This is a genomic window from Candidatus Thiodiazotropha sp. LNASS1, from assembly GCF_964212655.1.
In the GTDB taxonomy this organism is placed as follows: Bacteria; Pseudomonadota; Gammaproteobacteria; order Chromatiales; family Chromatiaceae; genus Thiodiazotropha.
Map to the genome: position 1 here is coordinate 881,266 of NZ_OZ156465.1, position 19,688 is coordinate 900,953.

Sequence of the window (19,688 nt, forward strand, 5' to 3'; positions counted from 1 at the left end):
TGCTTTTACACCAACATCAGCATTGATATTTTAAGTGATTCTTTATAGCCATTATCATCGGCCACATACGACCGTGGCCTATTCTACCTAGAATGAACCACTCAAGTTTTACTTACTGCTTTTTTGCTTTTTCCTATCCTTGCTCTTATCACTATCTTTTTTCTTTGCTTTCTTATCTTTTTTCCCCTTTTTAGCTTTCTCTGACTTACTTTTCTTTGACTTCTTTTCTTTTACGGCCTTGGTTTTTTTCTTTTGCTTTTCAGTGGCCATCGTCTTTTTCCCGGACTTAGTCCTGCAATACGCACCCACCTTGGTTCCGGTCTTGGTTTTATAGCTGTTGACCCATGTACAATTACCACTTGCATTGCAACTCGACTTGCTCAATCCCTTACACTGTTTTGCGGCATGTGTAGCGGGGTGGAATATCAACAGTGAAATGACCACGATATTCAGGATGGTCTTCTTGATGAAATAGGACATGCTATTCCTCACAGGATAATAAGTACTGGTGTATTTTAATTACAGTCTTAGTATATCCGTGAACAATGGATATTCGCATCCGCCCAACTCGAATTGACAATTGTTTTAAATCATCAAGTAATTGACAACCCGTTAGAAACAATCAATAAACACAGACCGAAATCAACACCCTTTTATAATTATTTAATCTTAATTGCAGCGTCCATGCCGCAGTTGTTCTGCCAACCAACAGAACTCATACTCACATTATTATACGCAGAATTAACTATCCCTGGCTTCATGCCCGACTATCATCTCCACTAAATTACCAAAAGGCTTTTCCCCGGTTGTCAATGCCAGGTAGAGGTGGATCGGTATAAAGCAAAGTACCGCAAATGCGCCAATGGTATGCACTACGGCAACCAGGCCAAGGGGCACCCCCTGTAATCCGATAGAAGGCCAGTATTGATAAAAAAGATAGAGTACCCCACTGATCCAGACTATCGGTGAGATGATCATGGTTAACATCAAATAAGCCATTCTCTGCAGTGGATTGTGCTTTTCCGCGCGCTTCCGGTGGAATGGATGCGGTGAACCAAGAAAAATACCGACCGCATAGTATTTGACCATGGCCAACATACTGTCCGGGTCGCTCGGTACATACTGGCGCCACTCCCCAGTGGTCGTGTGCCAAAACAACGCCAACAGCCACAATCCGATCAATACCCATGCCATGATTGTATGCAGGTCGATAGCCTGTTCAAAACCGAATAGATGATAGGTTCCGTGGATCTCAAATCCGGTTATCAGCATGCCGAAGATCAACAAAGCTTGGGACCAATGCCACAGGCGTTCAAAGAGTGAAAAGTAGTAGATTTGACTCATCGACTTATCTCCGCTTGGCTTTTGAGAAGAGGCGCCCCAGGCCATGGATGGAAATACCTCCCAAAGTGCCTAAGACAGCCAGCCAACCGATCAGATCGACCCAGTAATAACTGTCCCGAGCAGGCATGTAAAATCCTGTCAGCTTGCTTAGTCGGCCATTTTTTGTGTGGCAGGCTTCACAGCCAAGCGCTTCCTCTTTAGGAGCAACCATATGTGCCAGCGGCCAGTGGTAGGTGGTTTCGATGAATCCGAATTCACCGCTGTAACCGGCATTGCTGGCTTCCATGGCAACTTTAATCGCCCTATTCCAATCAAAGGACTTCCAATACGCATCACTGTCCTTGCCAAACAGATGGGTCGTTACCAGCGTACTATTACCTTTGTCGTAGGGCTGTTTGCCCCGCATGACTTTAAACGGCCAGATCCTGGCATTCGGATCATCGTAACTCCCTTCAAAGGTGTTGATGGCAACGATATTGCCGGGGTCGATCTTTTCATCGAGCTGCTTGTACCGAATATTGCCCGAGTACCAGGCATATTCAGGAATCAGGTTTTCGCCCCACTCGAAAGAGCCTTTTTTGGTAACGTAGTCGACATAGCCCTGCGCATCTTTTGTCTTGATGTGCTTGCCGTCATTGCTCATACGCCCCGCCGTTGACCAGTCCCACCAGGTCTTTGTCGGTTTGCCGCCTCTGGCATAGGTGGGGATATGACAGGTTGTACAGGCAACCTTGTTGGTGTGGTCGTTGAGTTTGTTGTTTACCGTGACAGGATGAGGCTTGAGGTCATGACAGGACTCGCAGGTAGAACGGATATTGTCTCCGCGACCCGGCACATCGATACCCTGCGTATCCTTGGCCTGGGTTGTATAGCGGCTGCCTGATACGTCATGCCCATCTTTCTGATGACAGGTGCTGCAAACAAAATCCAGTCCATTCGTGCCCATATGCACATCGAGCGACCGGTTCGGGTTGGTCATACTCGAATCGAGATCGCCATGCTTGACGCCATCGCCACCGCCACCATAGAAATGGCAGGCGCCACAGGTTTTACGGCTGGTCTTGCCGACCTGCTGGGCCACATGTGTAAGATCGGGCGCTTTCCAGATCTTTTTGCTCTTTGGCGGGAAGGGTTTGTCCACATAGGGTGGATGACCCGCTCCGGTTGGGAACTTCTTATAGGTCCCCGTCGTATCGTGACAGACCAGGCAGTCTACACTTGTTTCAGAACTGAAATCGAAGCTGTTGTCCTTCCAGCCATAACCGACATGACAGCTTGTACAACGGGCATAGTTGGTCTCAATGGCGCCGCAGAAATTATTTACAATCGTCTGCTTACCCAACGCCTCCCCGGTATCCGGGTGGGTGAACTTCCAATTCCAATGTTTGGTTTTGTGGATCTGCCTGGCGGCCTCAGTATGGCACTCAAGACAGGCTTTAGTCACTTCCGGCCCTGTACTGAAGACCTGTTGAAGTGCTTCGAACTTCGTGTGATCGGCCGTTGAACTGATTATCTCCTCTGATGCCGTGAGGTTAATCGTAAACATCAGAAACAGGATGAACTGCAACAGTGAGGCCAGACGTAGAGTAGTACACTTTAACCTGCACATAACGCCTCCCAAACCAGTTTTTGAATGCCCCACACCGGCTGTCACCGGTGTGAGGACCTTGCTTTTCTAGAGATTCACCTCTGCTACAGCTATCGACGCTGGTGCCACCAAGTCTTCCGGTAGATGCTTAAATTTTTCTACCAGTACCGGCCAGAGCAGGTTATAGAACAGCTCACCTCTTACAAGTACCGCATCCTTAGCGGGTATCTGGTAAGAGAGGATACGCTCTTCATAAGGTTTTAAACGCGAATCGACGCCAAGCTGTGTCGCAGTCGGCGGCATTGCCGGGTCACCCTTGTCATTGGCCAACAGGTAGGCGAAATAGGCCTTGGAATCGCTTTTCGCGGGATGGCCTTCAGCATTTTGCCAGATGGCATTGCCCGATGCGTCGTAAGCCGTGAGTTTCAGATAGATATTTCTGAACGGCGCCCCCGTGGGAAGACTGTGCGGCTGCATGTTCTTCAGCTTGACAGTGGCATTCAGGCTATCCCCTTGCTTTACCGCATCGAGGGTGAACACCACACTGCGTTTCAACATGGCATGATTGTGGCCACCGCCCATACCGTGATCGACCATACCACCGGCGACAGGCATGTGGCAGGATTGGCAATTGACGTTGCTGCCCGCGTACTCATTGCCTGTCTGGCAAAGCGGAACACCATGGGGATTGTTGCGTTTGTCATGACAACCCATGCAGGCCGCGTTTGTTTTCATCAATCCCGGATTCGCAGCCATCGGAAGGGCCTGGATCTTCTTGCCGTCCAGTTCCACCTCGCCTTGTGTATGGGGATTGGGTTTCGAGTCATCATCACTGCCTGCACCTCCGAACATATCCTCAGCCGCGACCAGTTTCATCAGTCCCTGGTTGAAACCTTGAGGTCCCTGCAACTCATTTTTGCGTTCATAGGCCTTGAGTCCCAACAACAGCTTCCCATTCTTGCCACTGGTTCCCTTGAATTTTGCCAGGGTATGACAGGCAACACAGTTGACCCCTTCTGCATAGGCGGGCTTGGCATCGAGCTTGGTTGTCTTGTCAACAGCCGCGTTCGGTGCATGGCACTGCAAGCAGATCGGGTATTTCCCAGATGCCTTATGCTTAACCCCCTCTTCCACCGGACTGCCGACGACCTTCTTGTAGAAGGTGGCATGAATAGGATCTTTTAATGCCGTACTCTGGGCATGCATCGAACCTTTCCATTGGTTGTAGATCTCTTTATGACAATTTTTACAGACCTCAGAGGAGACATGGTGAATCGGCTCGTCCGCACCGGCCGTGACACTTGTCGGATGTATGAGGAATACAAATGTTGAAAAGACTAGGCTTAAGACGTGAAGCGCCCTCGAAGCAAAAACTGCTTCCATGGTTTCCCTCCTTATTGTTTGTTGACGAATGAGAGAATTTATCTACTTCTTATTCTTCTCGCTTAGGAATGATACACACAATGCTGATGATGCCAAACAAAAAAACGATATGTTATTGACTGAGCGCAGAGGATTAATTTTGTTGATCAGTAATTACCCTGTATTTTATTGGTGGTTTTATCCTTTCTGTGATGACTTAGAATTTTTTTGAAAACGATAATTTAACTGATCATGAATGATAATTATCATTGGAAAGATGGAACATCGTGATAGGATTATATGACACGCCACACCTTCGGCGTGTAGAAAGAAGAACAAAACAGCTGGACTGTCGTCAAGAATTCTCAATCACGAATAAAGGCCTCAGGCAGTATCTGGCTCGGATGTAGAAATTGACACTCCAGCTCAAGGAGACCGTTAATGAGTCCATCCCAAGTGAGGCGTTTTCTACTCGGCATTCTAATCTGCTGCACCCCAGAACTCTTTGCCGCCAAGGTCAGTGTGGATCCCAGCGAATGGGGAGACCCCTTGGGCAAGGAGTGCATCAGCTGCCATGAGAAGAGTTCATCCGGTTTGACAAAACAGTGGCGTAAGAGTGCTCATGCTGAGGCGGGTGTCAACTGCCTCGATTGTCACAAGGCCTCAATCGACGATAATGATGCGATCACCCATGAGGGACAGGTCATCGCCACCATCGTCTCCCCCCTGGATTGTTCCCGTTGCCATACTGTGGAGTATGAGCAACAGAGGGGATCGGTCCATTCCGAGGCGGTAGGCATCATCGAAAACAGGCTGCCTGCCCTGGCGGGACATGTGGGCGGCGATGCCATCGTGGCAGCCGGTTGCGATCAGTGCCACGGATCCAAGGTGGAAGTGCGGGTCGATGGTTCCCTGGATCCGCGAACCTGGCCCAATTCCGGTATCGGCAGGATCAATCCAGACGGCTCCAAGGGTTCCTGCTCATCCTGTCATGGCAAGCACCGTTTCTCCAAGGCTCAGGCCAGGGAACCAAGCGCCTGCATCCGATGCCACTCCGGACCCGACTCACCCGACAAAGCGATCTATGAAGCATCGAAGCACGGTATGCAATTTGAAGCACACCGGGATGAAATGGCCCTGGAGAGTGACAACTGGGTTGCGGGTAAAGACTATGTTGCCGCACCCACCTGTGTAACCTGTCATATGGGTGCTGCCGGTAAACTGAAGGCAAACCACGATGTCGGTATGCGCAATGCGTGGAGCCTGAACACACCGGTCTCGATGAGGCAGCAGCTGGTGGTTTTCGAAGATGGTGAAAAAATCGAACTTCCCGAATCTCAATCCCCCCCTCGACGCGGCAGCGAAATCAGCAAGGCGGACGGAAGCATGGGAAAGGTCAAGGCTGTCGCATCTCCTAAACGCAGACGCCAGGCGATGAAATTGGTCTGCCTGGAGTGCCACAGCAAAGCCTTGACTGAGAGCTTCATGAATCAGTTTGACGACGTGGTAATACTGTTCAATGAAAAATTCGGTATTCCGGCAAAACGGATCATGCAGACCCTCTATTCCGATGGCCTGTTGACACCTGCCCCGTTTGACGAACCGATCGAATTCATCTACTGGGAGTTGTGGCACGATGAAGGAGCCCGCGCACGCCATGGCGCTTCGATGGCCAGTGCCAATCACACCTGGTGGGAAGGTATGTATCTGGTCGGAAGAAACTTCTATTCCCGGTTTCTACCTCAACTGGAAAGGATTGCCGGCGAGGAGAAGGCCAAAGAGCTGATCCAGGCATATGTGACATCAAACGATCATCACCAATGGCTGGAGCAACCGCAAAAATCCAACCCTATCCTCGGTTACGATATAAAAAGGCAAGCCGATGAGTAAGTGGAAATTGCCCTTATTTATTACCCGGCATGTACTCATAGCACTTGTTATCGGCGGTATTGCCGGGATCGGATTCATGTTGTTTCTGATTGAATTTGACGAGCTCACGAGTTCCGAAGCATTTTGCACCACCTGTCATTCCATGGAGATCGCGGCAGAAACCTACCGCTCATCGACACACTATAATCCTGTATCCGGTGTGCGCGCATCCTGTGGCGACTGTCATGTCTCCGAAGGTGTTTTTACCGCCACATGGGATCATTTCCTTGGTGGCAAGGATCTCCTGACCCAGATCTCGGGAAAGCTGTTTGGACCGGATTACGATGATCCGGTGATCAATACCCTGCATCTGCCTGAGGCGGCTTTCGCTGCCAGAGAATGGTTCAAGGCCAGGGACTCGGCCACCTGTAAGCGCTGCCATGTATTGGAAGCGATTCAAGGTAAGCGGGCTGATACCAATACCATCCATCGGGAGGAGACCAAAGGCAAAAGCTGCATCGACTGTCATATCAATCTGGTACACAGAAAGGTACCGGACGAGCAGACCTTCAAGAGAGAACGCTGGCTACAGATGGTTGAAGAGGAGTTCGGATTGGAACCTGGCAGTGCACAGCGGTTGCTGGCTGAATAAGCAACAAGCTTATCCAACCACCATCCAGCTGCTAGCTATTGGATACAATCCTTGAAACTCTTGCCGGGGATCAGACTCAGTACCGTCGCAACCAACATCACAAGCGGACTGATCAATACCATTCCCAATGCAATTGGCTGGAGAATCAGGAGTACAAAGTTTGAAGCGGTCCAATGCGCGATGACTTCAATCAGCATACCGCCGATCAGAAGCACACCGGCCAGTGTGACAACACCTCGAAGATGTTTACAGTTCAGAAATGACATGATACACCTCACTACTCGCGTATTAGTCATTGATAATATAATGACGAACAATCCATGAATGGTCACTGACAATTCTCAACGACTATCGATCATCAGCCTTTGACCACAAATCGCTATACATATTATCGGCATATATTAATATTTCATGATTTAATTATATACCTTTTTCACGATTTTTGATTGTTATTGTGATATCCGTCAACAAATCATGCGCATCACTATATGATACGTCCCTATTTTTTTATTTATTTCTGTAAGTTACGACAATTAAGGATGAGCATTTGACAGTTACAGCGTCTAATGTCGGGTTATTAATGATTGGTTTAAACCGGTGATTCCGCCATAAAATGTTCGTTCGGCAGATTTATGCATCTATCTTATTGTTTTGTATATACTTAATACCTCATAAGTCAGCCTTGCTATCGACTTTAAGCGATTTCAGTTTCATCCAGCTCGATGTAGTCCCCCCGTTGAAATCGCGGTGTACAAAGCGCAAGAAATATCAAATCCTCGTCGCCCGTATTGCATATCCGTTGATAACAGCCTGAGGGAATCAACACCACATCCCCGGCACTAACGATCTGTATCGGCAGCCCCTCGACCTCCACCCTTCCCATTCCACTGAGGATGCAGTAGCGCTCAACGCTATGATTCAATCGATGCAGCCGGGTGGTTACGCCGGGTTCAACTCTGGCGCGTGCGATCGACAGGTCACCATCCTCCTCATGATTCGACAGTTCGTTGATATAACAGCCTTCTTGGAAAAAGTACTCCTTTGACGCATCATGCCGTAAGATTTTTGCCTGCATACTGCCTCCCGGGTAAGCCATATCGTCGGCAACATAACATAGAGGTCATTTGTGTCACTATTTTCACTCGATCCGGCCATCATCTACCTGAACCATGCCGCTGTTGCGCCCTGGCCGGAACGCACTGTCGCCGAAGTGGTTCGATTTGCACAGGAAAACGGATTCAAGGGCTCCTCCCACTATGCGCGCTGGCTAGGGGTCGAGGGCGAACTGCGCAGCTTACTGGCGCAGTTGATCAATGCGCCGTCAGATAATGACATTGCCTTACTGAAAAGCACATCCGAAGGCCTGTCGATGATTGCATATGGCCTCGATTGGCAGTCGGGTGACAATATCGTGTCGATCGCCCAGGAGTTTCCTTCCAATCGCATCGTCTGGGAATCACTCCGGAACCAGGGCGTCGAACTCCGGTTACTGGATCTGAATCAGAGTCAAGATCCGGAAAAAGACCTGATCGCACTGTGTGACGATAAAACACGACTATTGTCAGTGAGTTCTGTTCAATATGCGGCAGGAGAGCGACTGCAGCTGAAGGGCTTGGGCGAATATTGCAGGACCCATGATGTGATCTTCGTGGTCGATGCCATTCAGAGTCTGGGCGCATTCCCCTTCGATCTGTCGGAGTGTCATGCCGATATTGTGGTGGCTGACGGTCATAAATGGATGCTGGGACCGGAAGGTGTCGCTCTCTTCTATTGCGACTCGGCACTGCGGCCACGACTCAAGCTGCACCAGTTTGGCTGGCATATGGTGGAAGCCATGGGGGATTTCGATCGTATCGATTGGCAACCGGCAGATAGCGCGAGACGATTTGAGTGCGGCAGTTCGAACATGCTGGGTATCCACGCACTGCGTGCGAGTCTCAGTCTCATCCACGAGCTCGGACTGGATAGAATCTCTACTGACATCACCAGAAATGCCGAATTCGTTATCGATCAAGTGGACACAGCAGGATTTGAACTGCTGACCCCGAGAGAACCACTGAAACGGGCAGGAATCGTAACATTCCGCGTACCCGATAGAGATAACCATGCCCTTTATCAAGGCCTTATGCAGCAGCAGGTTGTGTGTGCATTTCGCGGCGGCGGAATTCGCTTCTCACCCCATTTTTACAACCATGAAGAGGGAATAGAAACGGCATTCAAACGCCTGTCGGAACTGCTTTAGAACCAGAATATTAAAGATCGATTATTTAATGATTTAAATCAAGCAAAAAAACTATCACTGGCATATAGTATTTAACAGGTTCAAGGAACAGCACCATAACAGGCCATGAACCGACACAATAATAAATAGGGGTGTTGAGGCTGGGTGGTAACTCACCACCTGACGAGATATTAGAAAGTGATATGAAGGAGACATTGTGCCATGAAAAAAACCTTAAAAACTGCTGCTGTAGCTGCAATCGCCGGATCCGCTCTGTTGACTACTCTACCCGCTCAGGCATTCTGGGGTCCTTTTGATTGGTTTGATGACGACGACTGGTATGGGCCTGGATATGGACCTTGGGGCTATCCCGGCTACTATGGCTATCCCGGCTACGGCTATGGCTATCCCGGCTACGGTTATGGCTATCCCGGCTACGGTTATGGCTATCCTGGCTACGGTTATGGCTATCCGGCCTACGGTTATGGCTATCCCTATGCCGCTCCAGCCGCTCCAGCTGCCCCGGCGGCTCCGGCAGAAAGCCAATAACTACAATCCAACCGATAAAAAACTTGCCCCGCCCCTGTGGCGGGGCTTTTTATGACACTTCAAGACACACACATCTCGCTTGCCCACGGTAATGGCGGGCGCTACATGCGGGAGCTGATCGAATCCCTGTTTGCGCGCTACCTGAAAAACGCCAATCTGGACATCCAGGCAGATGCAGCCGTACTGCCTGGCTTGAATAACGGTGACCTGCTCTTCACAACCGATGGATTTACCGTCCAACCTCTGGAGTTTCCGGGGGGCGACATCGGCTCCCTGGCCGTCCATGGCACAGTCAATGACTTGGCGGTGAGCGGTGCGATACCGAAATATCTCAGTCTCAACGCCTTTATTGAGGAGGGTTTCGAGCTGGCACGGCTGGAAGGCATCATAAAGAGCATCGCCTATGCCGCAAATGCTGTTGGAGTTCAGGTGGTAGCCGGTGACACAAAAGTGGTCAGGCGCGGCGAGGGTGGCGGAATCTATCTGGCGACAACCGGCATCGGCCTACGCGATGATCGGCTAAACCTTGGCGTGGGTATGATCGAACCAGGCGACAAACTGCTGGTCAGCGGTCCTGTCGGCGATCACGGAATTGCCGTAATGCTGGCGCGTGAACAGTTCGGATTGCGGGGGGACGTGAAATCCGATGCAGGCTCAGTTCTGCCATTTACGCAAGCCCTGCTCGATTTGCCGGGTCTGCGTTTCATGCGCGATCCGACACGGGGAGGCGTTGCAACCGTGGCCCATGAAATCTGCCGGGCCACAGGCTTGCAGGTCCGACTTGATCAGGCAGCCATTCCGGTGCGCGACCCGGTCAATTCCGTATGCGAGATGCTCGGCTATGATCCGCTCTTTCTGGCCTGTGAAGGACGTGTCGTAGCCGTGGTTGCCGCCGATCAGGCAGACGCGGCCCTGGGGTGTTGGAAAAATCTGCCTGGTGGCGACATGGTGTCATTGATTGGTGAGACACGACAGGAAGATCCCTATGTCATCCTGGAAACTGACCTGGGAGGGGCGCGCATCCTCGAAGAGTTGGAGGATGACCCGCTACCCAGGATCTGCTAGATCCTGGCGCAGCGTTCTATACCTGCCGTTATTGGATTGAAAAACCGCCACCCAATCCGCCAATTGTGGTCAGCACTTCCGCGGCACCGGCACCGATATTACGCGCAAGGCGCTCCCAAACATCCTCTTTCGGCGTAAAATCGACTATCTCTTCCGCACCGATGACCTCTCGGGCCACATAACTGCTGCTGCCGAACTCATCGATAAGCCCCATCTCCCTAGCCTCCTCTCCGTTCCAGAAAAGTCCGCTGAAGAGTTCCGGGTATTCTGCAGCCTTGAGACGATCCCCCCTGCCCTCCTTGACGGTAGCGATAAACTGCTCATGGAGTTGATCCAGCATCTGCTGGATATAACCTTTATCGGTCTCGTTCAATGGTGAGAAAGGATCGAGAATGCCCTTGTTCTCGCCGGCGGTGAGCAGTCGTCGTTCGATACCCAGCTCCCGCATGCCGTCTACAAAGCCGAATCCGTTGATCAATACCCCGATTGAACCGACGAGACTGCCCTCGTCGGCATAGATTCTATCGGCGGCAACTGCGATGTAGTAGCCCCCGGAGGCACAGACATCCGCGACCACGGCATACACCGGAATCTTGGGGTATTTTTCTTTCAATCGAGTTATCTCGCGATTGATGTAACGGGATTGGACCGGACTGCCACCCGGTGTGTTCATCCTTAAAATGACCCCTTTGGTCTTTTCGTCCTCAAATGCAGTACGCAGGCCGGTGACAATGTTGTCCGCACTCGCCTTGGTCTCAGAGGAGATCAAGCCTTTCACTTCGACCAGTGCGGTATGCTCCTCCGCGTCGGTTTTCGCCACCTGCAGCTTATCGCCCCAGAGAAATACCCCCAGTATCAAAAACAGATAGCCGAATGTGAGCAATTTGAAAAAGATTCCCCATCGGCGACTGCGACGATTTTCTGTCACCGTCGCCATCACCATCTGGTTCAGCAGATCCCGTTCCCAACTACTGGGCTCGGACTGATTCCTATGCGCTCCCTTGTTGCTTTCAGACATGAGAAATACCCTTAAGTAATTTATATAAATATGGATTTTTAAATATAGCTTTCATGCTATGAATCAATCATCTTAAAGCAGCTGATGACTCAGGTCAGCCACTGTTCAACCATCTAGGAATCTCCGTAATACGGTCCACGCAGGCGAGTGGTTTATGTTTTAACAATCGCTCCAGACTGTGGGTGCCATAGGTCACGCCCAAAGCGGGCATGCCGGCATTGACGGCCATCTCAAGATCATACTCCGTATCCCCTATCATCAGTGCCTGCCGGGGTTCAATCCCGGTCTGCTCGAGAATCTGGTTCAACATTTCCGGATGGGGTTTGGAAAAGGTTTCATCGGCACACCGGGTCAGATGAAAAAAGTCGGCCAGGCCGGTCGTCTCAAGGGCATAGTCCAATCCTTTACGGCCCTTTCCGGTAGCGACTGCCAGAAGATAACCCTGTTGCGACAGCTCATCGAGCACCTCCCGGGCACCTTCAAAAAGCTGCGATGGAGAGCCGTTGTTCTCGAAAAAGTGGACCCTATAGCGGGCGGCGATTTCGAGATGCAGGCCCTCTCTACCGCCAGGGAACAAGGTATTGACTGCTTCGAGCAATCCAAGACCAATGATGTCCCGAATCGCATCCTGGCTGGGCGCCGGCAGATTCAGGTCTCTCACCGCAGCTTCGACACACTCGATTATGTGCGCCTCTGAATCCATTAAAGTTCCATCCCAATCAAAGACTAATAATTCATATTTCATCTTTTGCCTTAAGCTTTTCCAAGAGTTCTGCCAGGTCTTGAGGCAGGGGAGCATTAACGATCAAATCATGTTTCTCTCCAGGCCAGCGGAAACTGACCTGATGAGCATGCAGAAAGAGTCGCCTCAAACCCATCTGCCGCATACGCTTGTTGGCATCATCCTCACCATACTTGGTATCTCCCAGAATCGGTGATCCCAACCAGGCGCTATGTACACGGATTTGGTGCGTCCGCCCGGTAATCAATTCCACATCAACCAATGTTGCATCCTTAAAACGCCGCAGGCGTTTGTAGCGGGTTTCAGCTTGCTTGCCCTCGGCATCCACTCTGACCACCCTCTCCCCACCTTTTAAGGTATTTTTTTTCAAGGGCATATCCACAACCCGCGCCCCTTTGCGCCAGCTACCGGCCAGGAGAGCCAGATATCGCTTATCGACCCGGTTTTCACGCATGAGTTCATGCAGGATTCGTAAGCTGCTGCGACGTTTACTGATCAGCAAACAGCCTGAAGTCTCACGATCCAATCGGTGCACAAGCTCCAAGTGCCGCTCATCCGGCCGTACCAAGCGCAGGGCCTCTATCATGCCGCTACTCACACCACTGCCCCCATGTACCGCCATCCCGGAGGGTTTGTTCAGCACCAGCAGGCGCTCATCTTCGAACACCACGGCTTGTTCAAGGGTGGTGCGCAGCTGTTCCGATGGGTGAGGTGGAGGCTCTGTTCTGTCAGTACGTACCGGAGGTATCCTGACCAGATCTCCGGTGCGGATCTTATAAGGCGCTTTGACCCTGCCCTTGTTAACCCTGACCTCGCCTTTTCGCAAGATTCGATAGATATGACTCTTCGGTACACCCTTGAGTTGACCCATCAAAAAATTATCGATTCGCTGTCCGGCATATTCCGAGTCCACCTCGACAATCCGAACCGATGGAGAATTCTTTTTTGATTCTGACATTTAGCGTCGTTTATTTATGCGTATCGATTGATGTTCGGGTTGAAGGTTGCTATATTCATCATCAGTTTTTCAGGTACTGGCCCGTGGATAGCCATATAAGCCGGTACCCGCGCGGTATGTAACCGCCTGCTGCCGAATAAATTGCTTTAGGCGCAAGCGGTTATCCAGCCAAGCGCACAGGTGCCCTTTGGATATCTGGCTCTTAATCTGAACCCTCCGCGCCATTGCAGCTTTCGAGTTTGTGTCCCTTGCAGGACCATACTCCGGGAATAGATGCCGGGCCGATAGATCTTGGCCGTGTTGCTCTCCCTTTGCATTGGGCGCCATATTTTCAGTTCGATCAGCAGCCGATCCCAAGCGGCGAACTTTAACAGTTTTTCAGCCATCTGAGCTAGTTTTCTAGCCTGGAATAGAAACCCGTTCCACGGGTTTGCGTGGTAATGCTCTACAGATGACGAGCAGGAAAGGCTATTGCCTGGTTCCGTCGTTGAGGAGTTCACTGCGTAACGCCAGGCGATAACCCTCGATGGCTGCATGGATACATAACAATGAAGCGTATGTTGATCAACGCAACTCAACCTGAAGAGTTGCGTGTTGCCATCGTTGATGGCCAGAAACTATTCAATCTGGATATAGAGGTCCCCGGTCGGGAGCAAAAAAAGGCCAATATCTACAAGGGACGCATTACCCGCGTCGAACCCAGTCTGGAAGCTGCATTTGTCGATTACGGCTCTGAACGCCACGGTTTCCTTCCCCTCAAAGAGATCGCCAGGACCTACTTCACCGAAAAAGCCAGAAGCACCTCAGGCAGAGTCAATATACAAGAGGCGATCAAAGAGGGCCAAGAGGTCATTATCCAGGTCGAGAAAGAGGAACGCGGTAACAAAGGGGCCGCCCTGACTACATTCATTTCTCTGGCCGGACGCTATCTCGTGCTGATGCCGAACAATCCCCGCGCCGGAGGTGTATCCCGCAGAATAGAGGGTCAGGATCGTACCGAACTGCGTGAAGCCATGAGCGAGTTGCAGATCCCTGATGACATGGGATTGATCGTACGCACTGCGGGTGTCGGCAAGAACAGCGAGGAACTGCAGTGGGACCTGGACTACCTGATCCAGCTTTGGCAGGCAATTGAACACTCTGCAGAGAAGCCGGCCCCTTTCCTGATCTACCAGGAGAGCAACGTCATCATTCGCTCCATCCGAGACTATTTGCGCGCCGACATCGGTGAGATCGTCATCGATGACAAGGATGTCTTCAGCCAGGCCGATCGCTTCATCAATCAGGTGATGCCGCAATACAGCAAGAAGCTGCGCCACTATGATGACGAGGTCCCGCTCTTCAGCCGCTACCAGATCGAGAGCCAGATCGAATCGGCATTCCAGCGGGAAGTCAGCCTGCCATCCGGCGGTGCTATTGTGATCGATCACACCGAGGCCTTGACCTCTATCGATATCAACTCCGCCCGAGCCACCAAGGGTGCTGATATCGAGGAGACCGCCCTGAACACTAACCTTGAAGCGGCTGACGAGATCGCCCGGCAGCTGCGTTTGCGGGATCTGGGCGGGCTTTTCGTTATCGACTTCATCGATATGACTCCATCGCGAAACCAACGCGAGGTGGAGAATCGACTCAAAGAGGCCCTGAAACAGGATCGGGCACGGGTGCAAATCGGCAGAATTTCCCGTTTCGGACTGCTGGAGATGTCGCGCCAGCGACTGCGCCCCTCTCTGGGTGAAGCCAGTGAGCAGGTCTGCCCCCGCTGCAAGGGACATGGCACGATCCGTGGCGTGGAATCACTCTCCCTCTCTGTATTGCGCATCATCGAAGAAGAGGCGATGAAGGAGAATACCGGTCGCATTGTTGCTCAGCTCCCTGTCGATATCGCCACTTTTCTGCTGAATGAGAAACGGCAGGCGATTCACGACATTGAAAGGCGTCAGTCCATCGATGTCGTGCTGGTGCCCAACATCCATCTTGATACCCCCAATTACACCATTGAGCGGGTGCGGATGGGTGACCTGCCTGCGGATGACGATACCGTATCGAGTTACAAGATGGTCACCGACGAAAGCGAACAGAAGGTACAGGATTTCGGCAAGACCAAACAACCGCAAGCGGAAAAACCCGCGGTAAAATCCATCGCGCCCGCGAGCCCTGCCCCACAAAGGAGTGAAGCAGCCCGGGCGGTGGCGGAAACGGGTGAAGGCGGTTTTTTGAAGAAGATTTTCAGTATCTTCACCTCAAAGTCGGATGAACCCGCCAAAGAGGAGCCGGTAAAAAAGAGCGCCAAACCGCGCCAGAGCAGTGACCGCGGCCAGTCAACAACGGCAGGGAAAGGACGTAAAAGACAGGCGGCCAATCGTGGCAAAGGCGGCGCCGGTGAGAATAGGCGCGGTGAACGATCCGAGCGGCGCACACAGGAAGCATCTACAACAGGTAAACGAAAACCGCAAAAGTCTTCGGCCAAGACAGCTGAAAAACAGACCAAGGAGAAAAAGCCCCAGGACAAGAGTAATACTCAGGCGGATAAGGCAAACGACGAGACTCCGAAGCCCAAGGCATCGCGTCGGGGGCGTCGAGGCGGTCGTAGACGCCGTACCAATGCTGAGAAAAGCAACGAGCAATCAATAGCCAACGGCGTATCTGAGGACAAGGACTCAACGACAAAAGGAGCAAAGGTCGATGAACCCAAGCGTGAGGCGAAGGAAGCGCCACGCAAACGTGAAACCAGGCAAGATGCCAAGAGCATTCCTGATGCAAACAAACCAGCTGCCGGCAAGAAACAGAAACCAGCGGCAAGAACCAAACCCGGGAAGGATCAGGCAACACAATCTACTGCCACACCGACCGTCTCGGAAACGGCCAGGCAGGAAAATCAAGCGCCCGAACCAGGTCCAAAACTGGTTCAGATCGAAACCAAACCGCAACAGGGTGAAAAAGCGCCTGCAAAAAAGAAACCGGAGGTTTCTTCCGACAATCCACCGGCGCCTGTTGAAAAAAAGCCGGAACCACAAATAACGGCCGAAAAGAAACCGAGACCACAGACAACGGACGAAAAGAAACCGGAAATGCCGAAATTACAGCAGGTGGAGACCGCGAAAAGGATTGAAAAACCGGCCGCAAAGCCGATAGCGAAACAACCTGATACTGAAATCGGCAAACCGGTTATGACTGAGCGGGCCCAACAGAGCAGTCAAACCGCCGTTACGGGGCAGACAGATAAGACAGCAACCGCACCAAAGCCAAAGTCGAGCGAGAAGAGCGTAGACAGCAGTAATGGAGACTGATCGGCCAAATCTTGCTCCATAGTGATGGAGCAAGTTTCCGTTCAGTGAGCGAATAGCCTGCCCACTACTTCTCTCGCTCGATCACCATTTCGCTTATCAGTGAAAGATGATAGCGCCTCAGGCGAAGTGGTGACTCATGATCTTATCCAACAGACCTCGGGAGGCCTCTTCCACCAGATCGAATACCCGGTCAAAACCTGCAGCACCACCATAATAGGGATCGGGTACTTCACGTACAGGTTGATGTGGCGCAAAATCCAGAAACAGATGCAGCCGATCTTCCCTGCCCGGCGGACAGAGCGCCTCCAGGTCCGCATAGTTGGACCGGTCCATTGCAATGACATAGTCAAAGCGTTCGAAATCCTCTGACGTGACAATCCTGGCACGTAAGTCGCCTAGATCGAGCCCCCGTTTGATTGCTGTCTCACGTGCCCGGCGGTCCGGTTTGGAACCTGTATGGTAATCGATGGTGCCTGCAGAGTCGGTGGCGATATAGTCACTCAATCCCTGCTTCTCGACGATGTCACGAAACACACCCTGAGCTGTGGGTGAGCGACAGATATTGCCCATGCAAACAAACAGAATGTTAATCTTTATATTTTCATTCATAGAGTAAATTCATTACCTGTTTTTTCGATCCGATGCGACGAGCCGGCCGACTCGATAGATCCCCTATTTTAACCTATACATTATTTTTAGTACCCATGAAAAGCCCACCGATCAGAAGACAAGTGTATTCCATCAGTACAAAGTCGGGAATACTGTCATGTCATCGTTATAAATTAGCGATTAGACGGTCTGAAGGGTAGCTTTCTAATCGGCAATTTTCGCTTATTTACCGATGTGTCATCTATTTCCAGTTTCAGAACCAGCCGTTCTCCCTTTCTTGTGATGATCGCACTTTTGCTGTCGACGGACTCGACCTTCCAATCATTCTTGTTCATTCCCTGGGACACGCGTAGCAGCTCATTGGTATCCAGGTCGCGAATGATTGCTACCTTATTTTCAGGCATCATGGCAACACCTTCCAACTTCAGCCTTAGTGGCTTGCGTGGAATTCGGGGCACGTTTGTTTTCTGCTCAGGTTTGACGGGAGGCAACCTGCCTTCGACAAACAACGGTCTCTCAGTTATTTCATCATATGCCTTTATTGAAACAGGTACGAATCTGACTGTCCCTTTCATATCAGCATCTGCCTGTGAATTGTCCTGGTCACCCGCCTGTTCAGTTATTGTGCCCATATAGTTTGCGGGTGATCTCCATTGATGATAGAGATAACCGCACGTGGCGCCTATTGCCAGCAAGAGCAGGAGTGTCATGGTATTGAAGCTATGTTTCCAGCTGTTCATGACTCACCGTTCTTGATATAGCCAACGACAAGAAATTCCAAATCCAGCATTCTTAACTGTTTTTCGATCTCCTTTGTTTTCGGCAGTCTCCTTCGCGGAATATGCCTGCTGCGCAGACTGATGTTTTCGATAAACAAGTAAGGCTTTTGCGACTCGAGTTGATACATTATCTGCTTGAGGTTTTCCAGGGTGCTCTTCATCCTGACACGGATAGCTATCTTGTTGAGTATCTCCTCCTGGGATATCGGTGCAGTCTGTGTGCTTATGATTTCTCCCTGCCCAGCCGCGACCACCTGTTTGATCCTGCGCTGAAGCTCTGCATTTGCCAGTGAGTCTGTTTTGCTTTGCAGATAGCGCGAATCAGACTGCTGAACCCGCTTGAGCTTATTAAATTCAAGCTGGTATCGCTCATCCTGATTGGCAATTCGCTGATAGCGTTGTATTTGAAATTGCGTATCTTCTATCCGCGCACTATATGTTGTATTCATTGACCAGGCAGGATAGAGCGCTAAAACCGATACAGTCACCAATATAACGATCAGAATGGCTACAGCCAAAATGCGCGATTGTCTGACAGTCAGATTATCGAACATTTAACCCTTTCCCTCCTCGTCAGCAGCAATTTCCGCGGAGATATGAAATCGTTCTGTATTGTTCTTTTTACTTCTTGTAACCGGTGACCTAAAGGTAACGTCCTGGAATAATTTTGAAGTCTCGAGGATTGGAATCAGTGAAGCTGATGCTGTCGATTGGCCGTGTAGATGAATGGTATTACCCCTGACTTCGAAATTACTTACCCAAGTATCATCGGGAAGCAACAGCGTCAATTCCAGAATTATGTCGAGAACCGACTTGGTTGCCTGTTTTCTCTCTTCTAAAAAGCGGTTTTCACTTCTCGCCGACGTCACCTGTTCCCGCAGCGCGGCAACCTGTGTGGCTTTCGATTTATACTCTTCCAGCTCACTTTCGAGCTGTTTCAGTAATGTGGATTTCTGCCATAGGGGGAGTATCAGATTACCGATAAACAACAGCAGCAGGATCAAGAAAAGGGTCAGGTTAAGCAGACGATAGCGTTTGTATGGTTTCTCCCGTTTCTCGGGAGGCAGAAGATTGACCTCATTTAAATTATGCTCTATCTCCTCACACGGGGAAATGGCATTGATTCGTACCTGATTCTCCTCCAACTGCTTCAACGCCAGCGAAATCTTATCGATCGGCGCAAGAATCAAGGTGATGTCGAGCGTACGATTCTGCTTGTCACGGGTATTGATAATATAGTCATAGTAGACCTGCTCAACACTGAATGGAGTCTGCCGATCCATTTCGAACGCAAGCACCTCACGCAGATTCTCTTCCGTCTCAATGGGCAGTGTAACTTTCTTGAAGAGATATTTTTTAGGTTCCAGGCAGAGCCGAATTTCACTGGCGTTATTGAGTATCCTTCTGTGTTCAGTGTCGTTGAAGTCAACGATCCTGAGATAGTTCTCGACCACCTCTTCGCCACTCAACCCCTGGTTGACGATGCGCAGTGTTTCATCCTTAAAGAGCAGTTGAGCTGGTTTTCCACCCCGAAGAAGGGTACGAACTCTCTCCGGCAGGAGCATACTGATCTCACCACGCCACCAGAACCAGAAATTACTGAGTTGATATTTCAGGGATTGCGTTGCCATGGGATAATTTT

General features: G+C 50.7%; 19 protein-coding genes. 6 read left to right on the forward strand and 13 right to left on the reverse strand.

Annotated elements, in window-relative coordinates; all coding sequences use genetic code 11:
- Positions 1–108: 108 nt before the first annotated feature.
- The 4 genes from AB8516_RS03845 to AB8516_RS03860 all read right to left on the reverse strand — a co-directional run bounded on the left by AB8516_RS03845 (position 109) and on the right by AB8516_RS03860 (position 4,315).
- Positions 109–270: a hypothetical protein gene (locus AB8516_RS03845; protein ID WP_369158266.1), complete on the reverse strand. Its 162-nt coding sequence runs from the start codon at positions 268–270 to the stop codon at positions 109–111.
- 471 nt (positions 271–741) lie between these two features.
- Positions 742–1,344: a cytochrome b/b6 domain-containing protein gene (locus tag AB8516_RS03850; protein WP_369158268.1), complete on the reverse strand. Its 603-nt coding sequence runs from the start codon at positions 1,342–1,344 to the stop codon at positions 742–744.
- Between the two features lie 4 nt (positions 1,345–1,348).
- The gene (locus AB8516_RS03855) at positions 1,349–2,953 is read right to left on the reverse strand and encodes a tetrathionate reductase family octaheme c-type cytochrome (protein WP_369158270.1); all 1,605 of its coding nucleotides are present in this window, start codon (positions 2,951–2,953) and stop codon (positions 1,349–1,351) included.
- 66 nt (positions 2,954–3,019) lie between these two features.
- Complete coding sequence (locus AB8516_RS03860; protein ID WP_369158272.1) at positions 3,020–4,315, reverse strand: cytochrome c family protein; 1,296 nt, start codon at positions 4,313–4,315, stop codon at positions 3,020–3,022.
- A 420-nt stretch (positions 4,316–4,735) separates the two neighbouring features.
- Between AB8516_RS03860 and AB8516_RS03865 the strand changes: the two genes are divergently transcribed.
- Together AB8516_RS03865 and AB8516_RS03870 are read left to right on the forward strand one after the other, a co-directional pair.
- Complete coding sequence (locus AB8516_RS03865) at positions 4,736–6,184, forward strand: multiheme c-type cytochrome (protein ID WP_369158274.1); 1,449 nt, start codon at positions 4,736–4,738, stop codon at positions 6,182–6,184.
- The gene (locus AB8516_RS03870) at positions 6,177–6,815 is read left to right on the forward strand and encodes a cytochrome c3 family protein (protein ID WP_369158276.1); all 639 of its coding nucleotides are present in this window, start codon (positions 6,177–6,179) and stop codon (positions 6,813–6,815) included. Before AB8516_RS03865 ends, AB8516_RS03870 begins: the two co-directional genes overlap by 8 nt.
- A gap of 35 nt (positions 6,816–6,850) precedes the next feature.
- Here AB8516_RS03870 and AB8516_RS03875 read toward each other — a convergent pair whose 3' ends face one another.
- Together AB8516_RS03875 and AB8516_RS03880 are read right to left on the reverse strand one after the other, a co-directional pair.
- On the reverse strand, positions 6,851–7,081 hold the full coding sequence (locus AB8516_RS03875; RefSeq protein WP_369158278.1) for a hypothetical protein: 231 nt from the start codon (positions 7,079–7,081) through the stop codon (positions 6,851–6,853).
- 428 nt (positions 7,082–7,509) lie between these two features.
- Positions 7,510–7,890, reverse strand: a complete 381-nt coding sequence (locus tag AB8516_RS03880) for a cupin domain-containing protein (RefSeq protein ID WP_369158280.1) — start codon at positions 7,888–7,890, stop codon at positions 7,510–7,512.
- A 51-nt stretch (positions 7,891–7,941) separates the two neighbouring features.
- On the opposite strand from AB8516_RS03880, the gene AB8516_RS03885 reads away from it, so the two are divergent.
- From AB8516_RS03885 to hypE, 3 genes are all read left to right on the forward strand, one after another.
- Entirely contained in the window at positions 7,942–9,057 is a 1,116-nt protein-coding gene (locus tag AB8516_RS03885; RefSeq protein WP_369158282.1) for an aminotransferase class V-fold PLP-dependent enzyme, read from the forward strand.
- 201 nt (positions 9,058–9,258) lie between these two features.
- Complete coding sequence (locus AB8516_RS03890; RefSeq protein ID WP_369158284.1) at positions 9,259–9,585, forward strand: hypothetical protein; 327 nt, start codon at positions 9,259–9,261, stop codon at positions 9,583–9,585.
- 51 nt (positions 9,586–9,636) lie between these two features.
- Positions 9,637–10,650: a hydrogenase expression/formation protein HypE gene (hypE, locus tag AB8516_RS03895; RefSeq protein WP_369158286.1), complete on the forward strand. Its 1,014-nt coding sequence runs from the start codon at positions 9,637–9,639 to the stop codon at positions 10,648–10,650.
- A gap of 28 nt (positions 10,651–10,678) precedes the next feature.
- On the opposite strand, the gene AB8516_RS03900 is transcribed toward hypE, so the two are convergent.
- From AB8516_RS03900 to rluC, 3 genes are all read right to left on the reverse strand, one after another.
- The gene (locus tag AB8516_RS03900) at positions 10,679–11,668 is read right to left on the reverse strand and encodes a S49 family peptidase (RefSeq protein ID WP_369158288.1); all 990 of its coding nucleotides are present in this window, start codon (positions 11,666–11,668) and stop codon (positions 10,679–10,681) included.
- A gap of 94 nt (positions 11,669–11,762) precedes the next feature.
- Entirely contained in the window at positions 11,763–12,467 is a 705-nt protein-coding gene (locus tag AB8516_RS03905) for an HAD-IA family hydrolase (protein WP_369158290.1), read from the reverse strand.
- Positions 12,403–13,368 (reverse strand): 23S rRNA pseudouridine(955/2504/2580) synthase RluC, encoded by a 966-nt coding sequence (gene rluC / locus AB8516_RS03910; RefSeq protein WP_369158292.1) that lies wholly within the window; start codon positions 13,366–13,368, stop codon positions 12,403–12,405. The genes AB8516_RS03905 and rluC overlap by 65 nt, the downstream gene beginning before the upstream one ends.
- 548 nt (positions 13,369–13,916) lie before the next feature.
- On the opposite strand from rluC, the gene rne reads away from it, so the two are divergent.
- Positions 13,917–16,658, forward strand: a complete 2,742-nt coding sequence (gene rne / locus AB8516_RS03915; RefSeq protein WP_369158294.1) for a ribonuclease E — start codon at positions 13,917–13,919, stop codon at positions 16,656–16,658.
- A 117-nt stretch (positions 16,659–16,775) separates the two neighbouring features.
- On the opposite strand, the gene AB8516_RS03920 is transcribed toward rne, so the two are convergent.
- The 4 genes from AB8516_RS03920 to AB8516_RS03935 form a co-directional block, all read right to left on the reverse strand.
- Positions 16,776–17,267: a low molecular weight protein-tyrosine-phosphatase gene (locus tag AB8516_RS03920; protein ID WP_108293373.1), complete on the reverse strand. Its 492-nt coding sequence runs from the start codon at positions 17,265–17,267 to the stop codon at positions 16,776–16,778.
- Positions 17,268–17,440: 173 nt separating this feature from the next.
- The gene (locus tag AB8516_RS03925) at positions 17,441–18,007 is read right to left on the reverse strand and encodes a hypothetical protein (RefSeq protein WP_369158297.1); all 567 of its coding nucleotides are present in this window, start codon (positions 18,005–18,007) and stop codon (positions 17,441–17,443) included.
- Positions 18,004–18,600, reverse strand: coding sequence for a type II secretion system protein GspM (gene gspM, locus AB8516_RS03930; protein WP_369158299.1), 597 nt, complete (start codon positions 18,598–18,600; stop codon positions 18,004–18,006). Before gspM ends, AB8516_RS03925 begins: the two co-directional genes overlap by 4 nt.
- Complete coding sequence (locus AB8516_RS03935; protein ID WP_369158301.1) at positions 18,601–19,677, reverse strand: PilN domain-containing protein; 1,077 nt, start codon at positions 19,675–19,677, stop codon at positions 18,601–18,603.
- Positions 19,678–19,688: the final 11 nt, after the last annotated feature.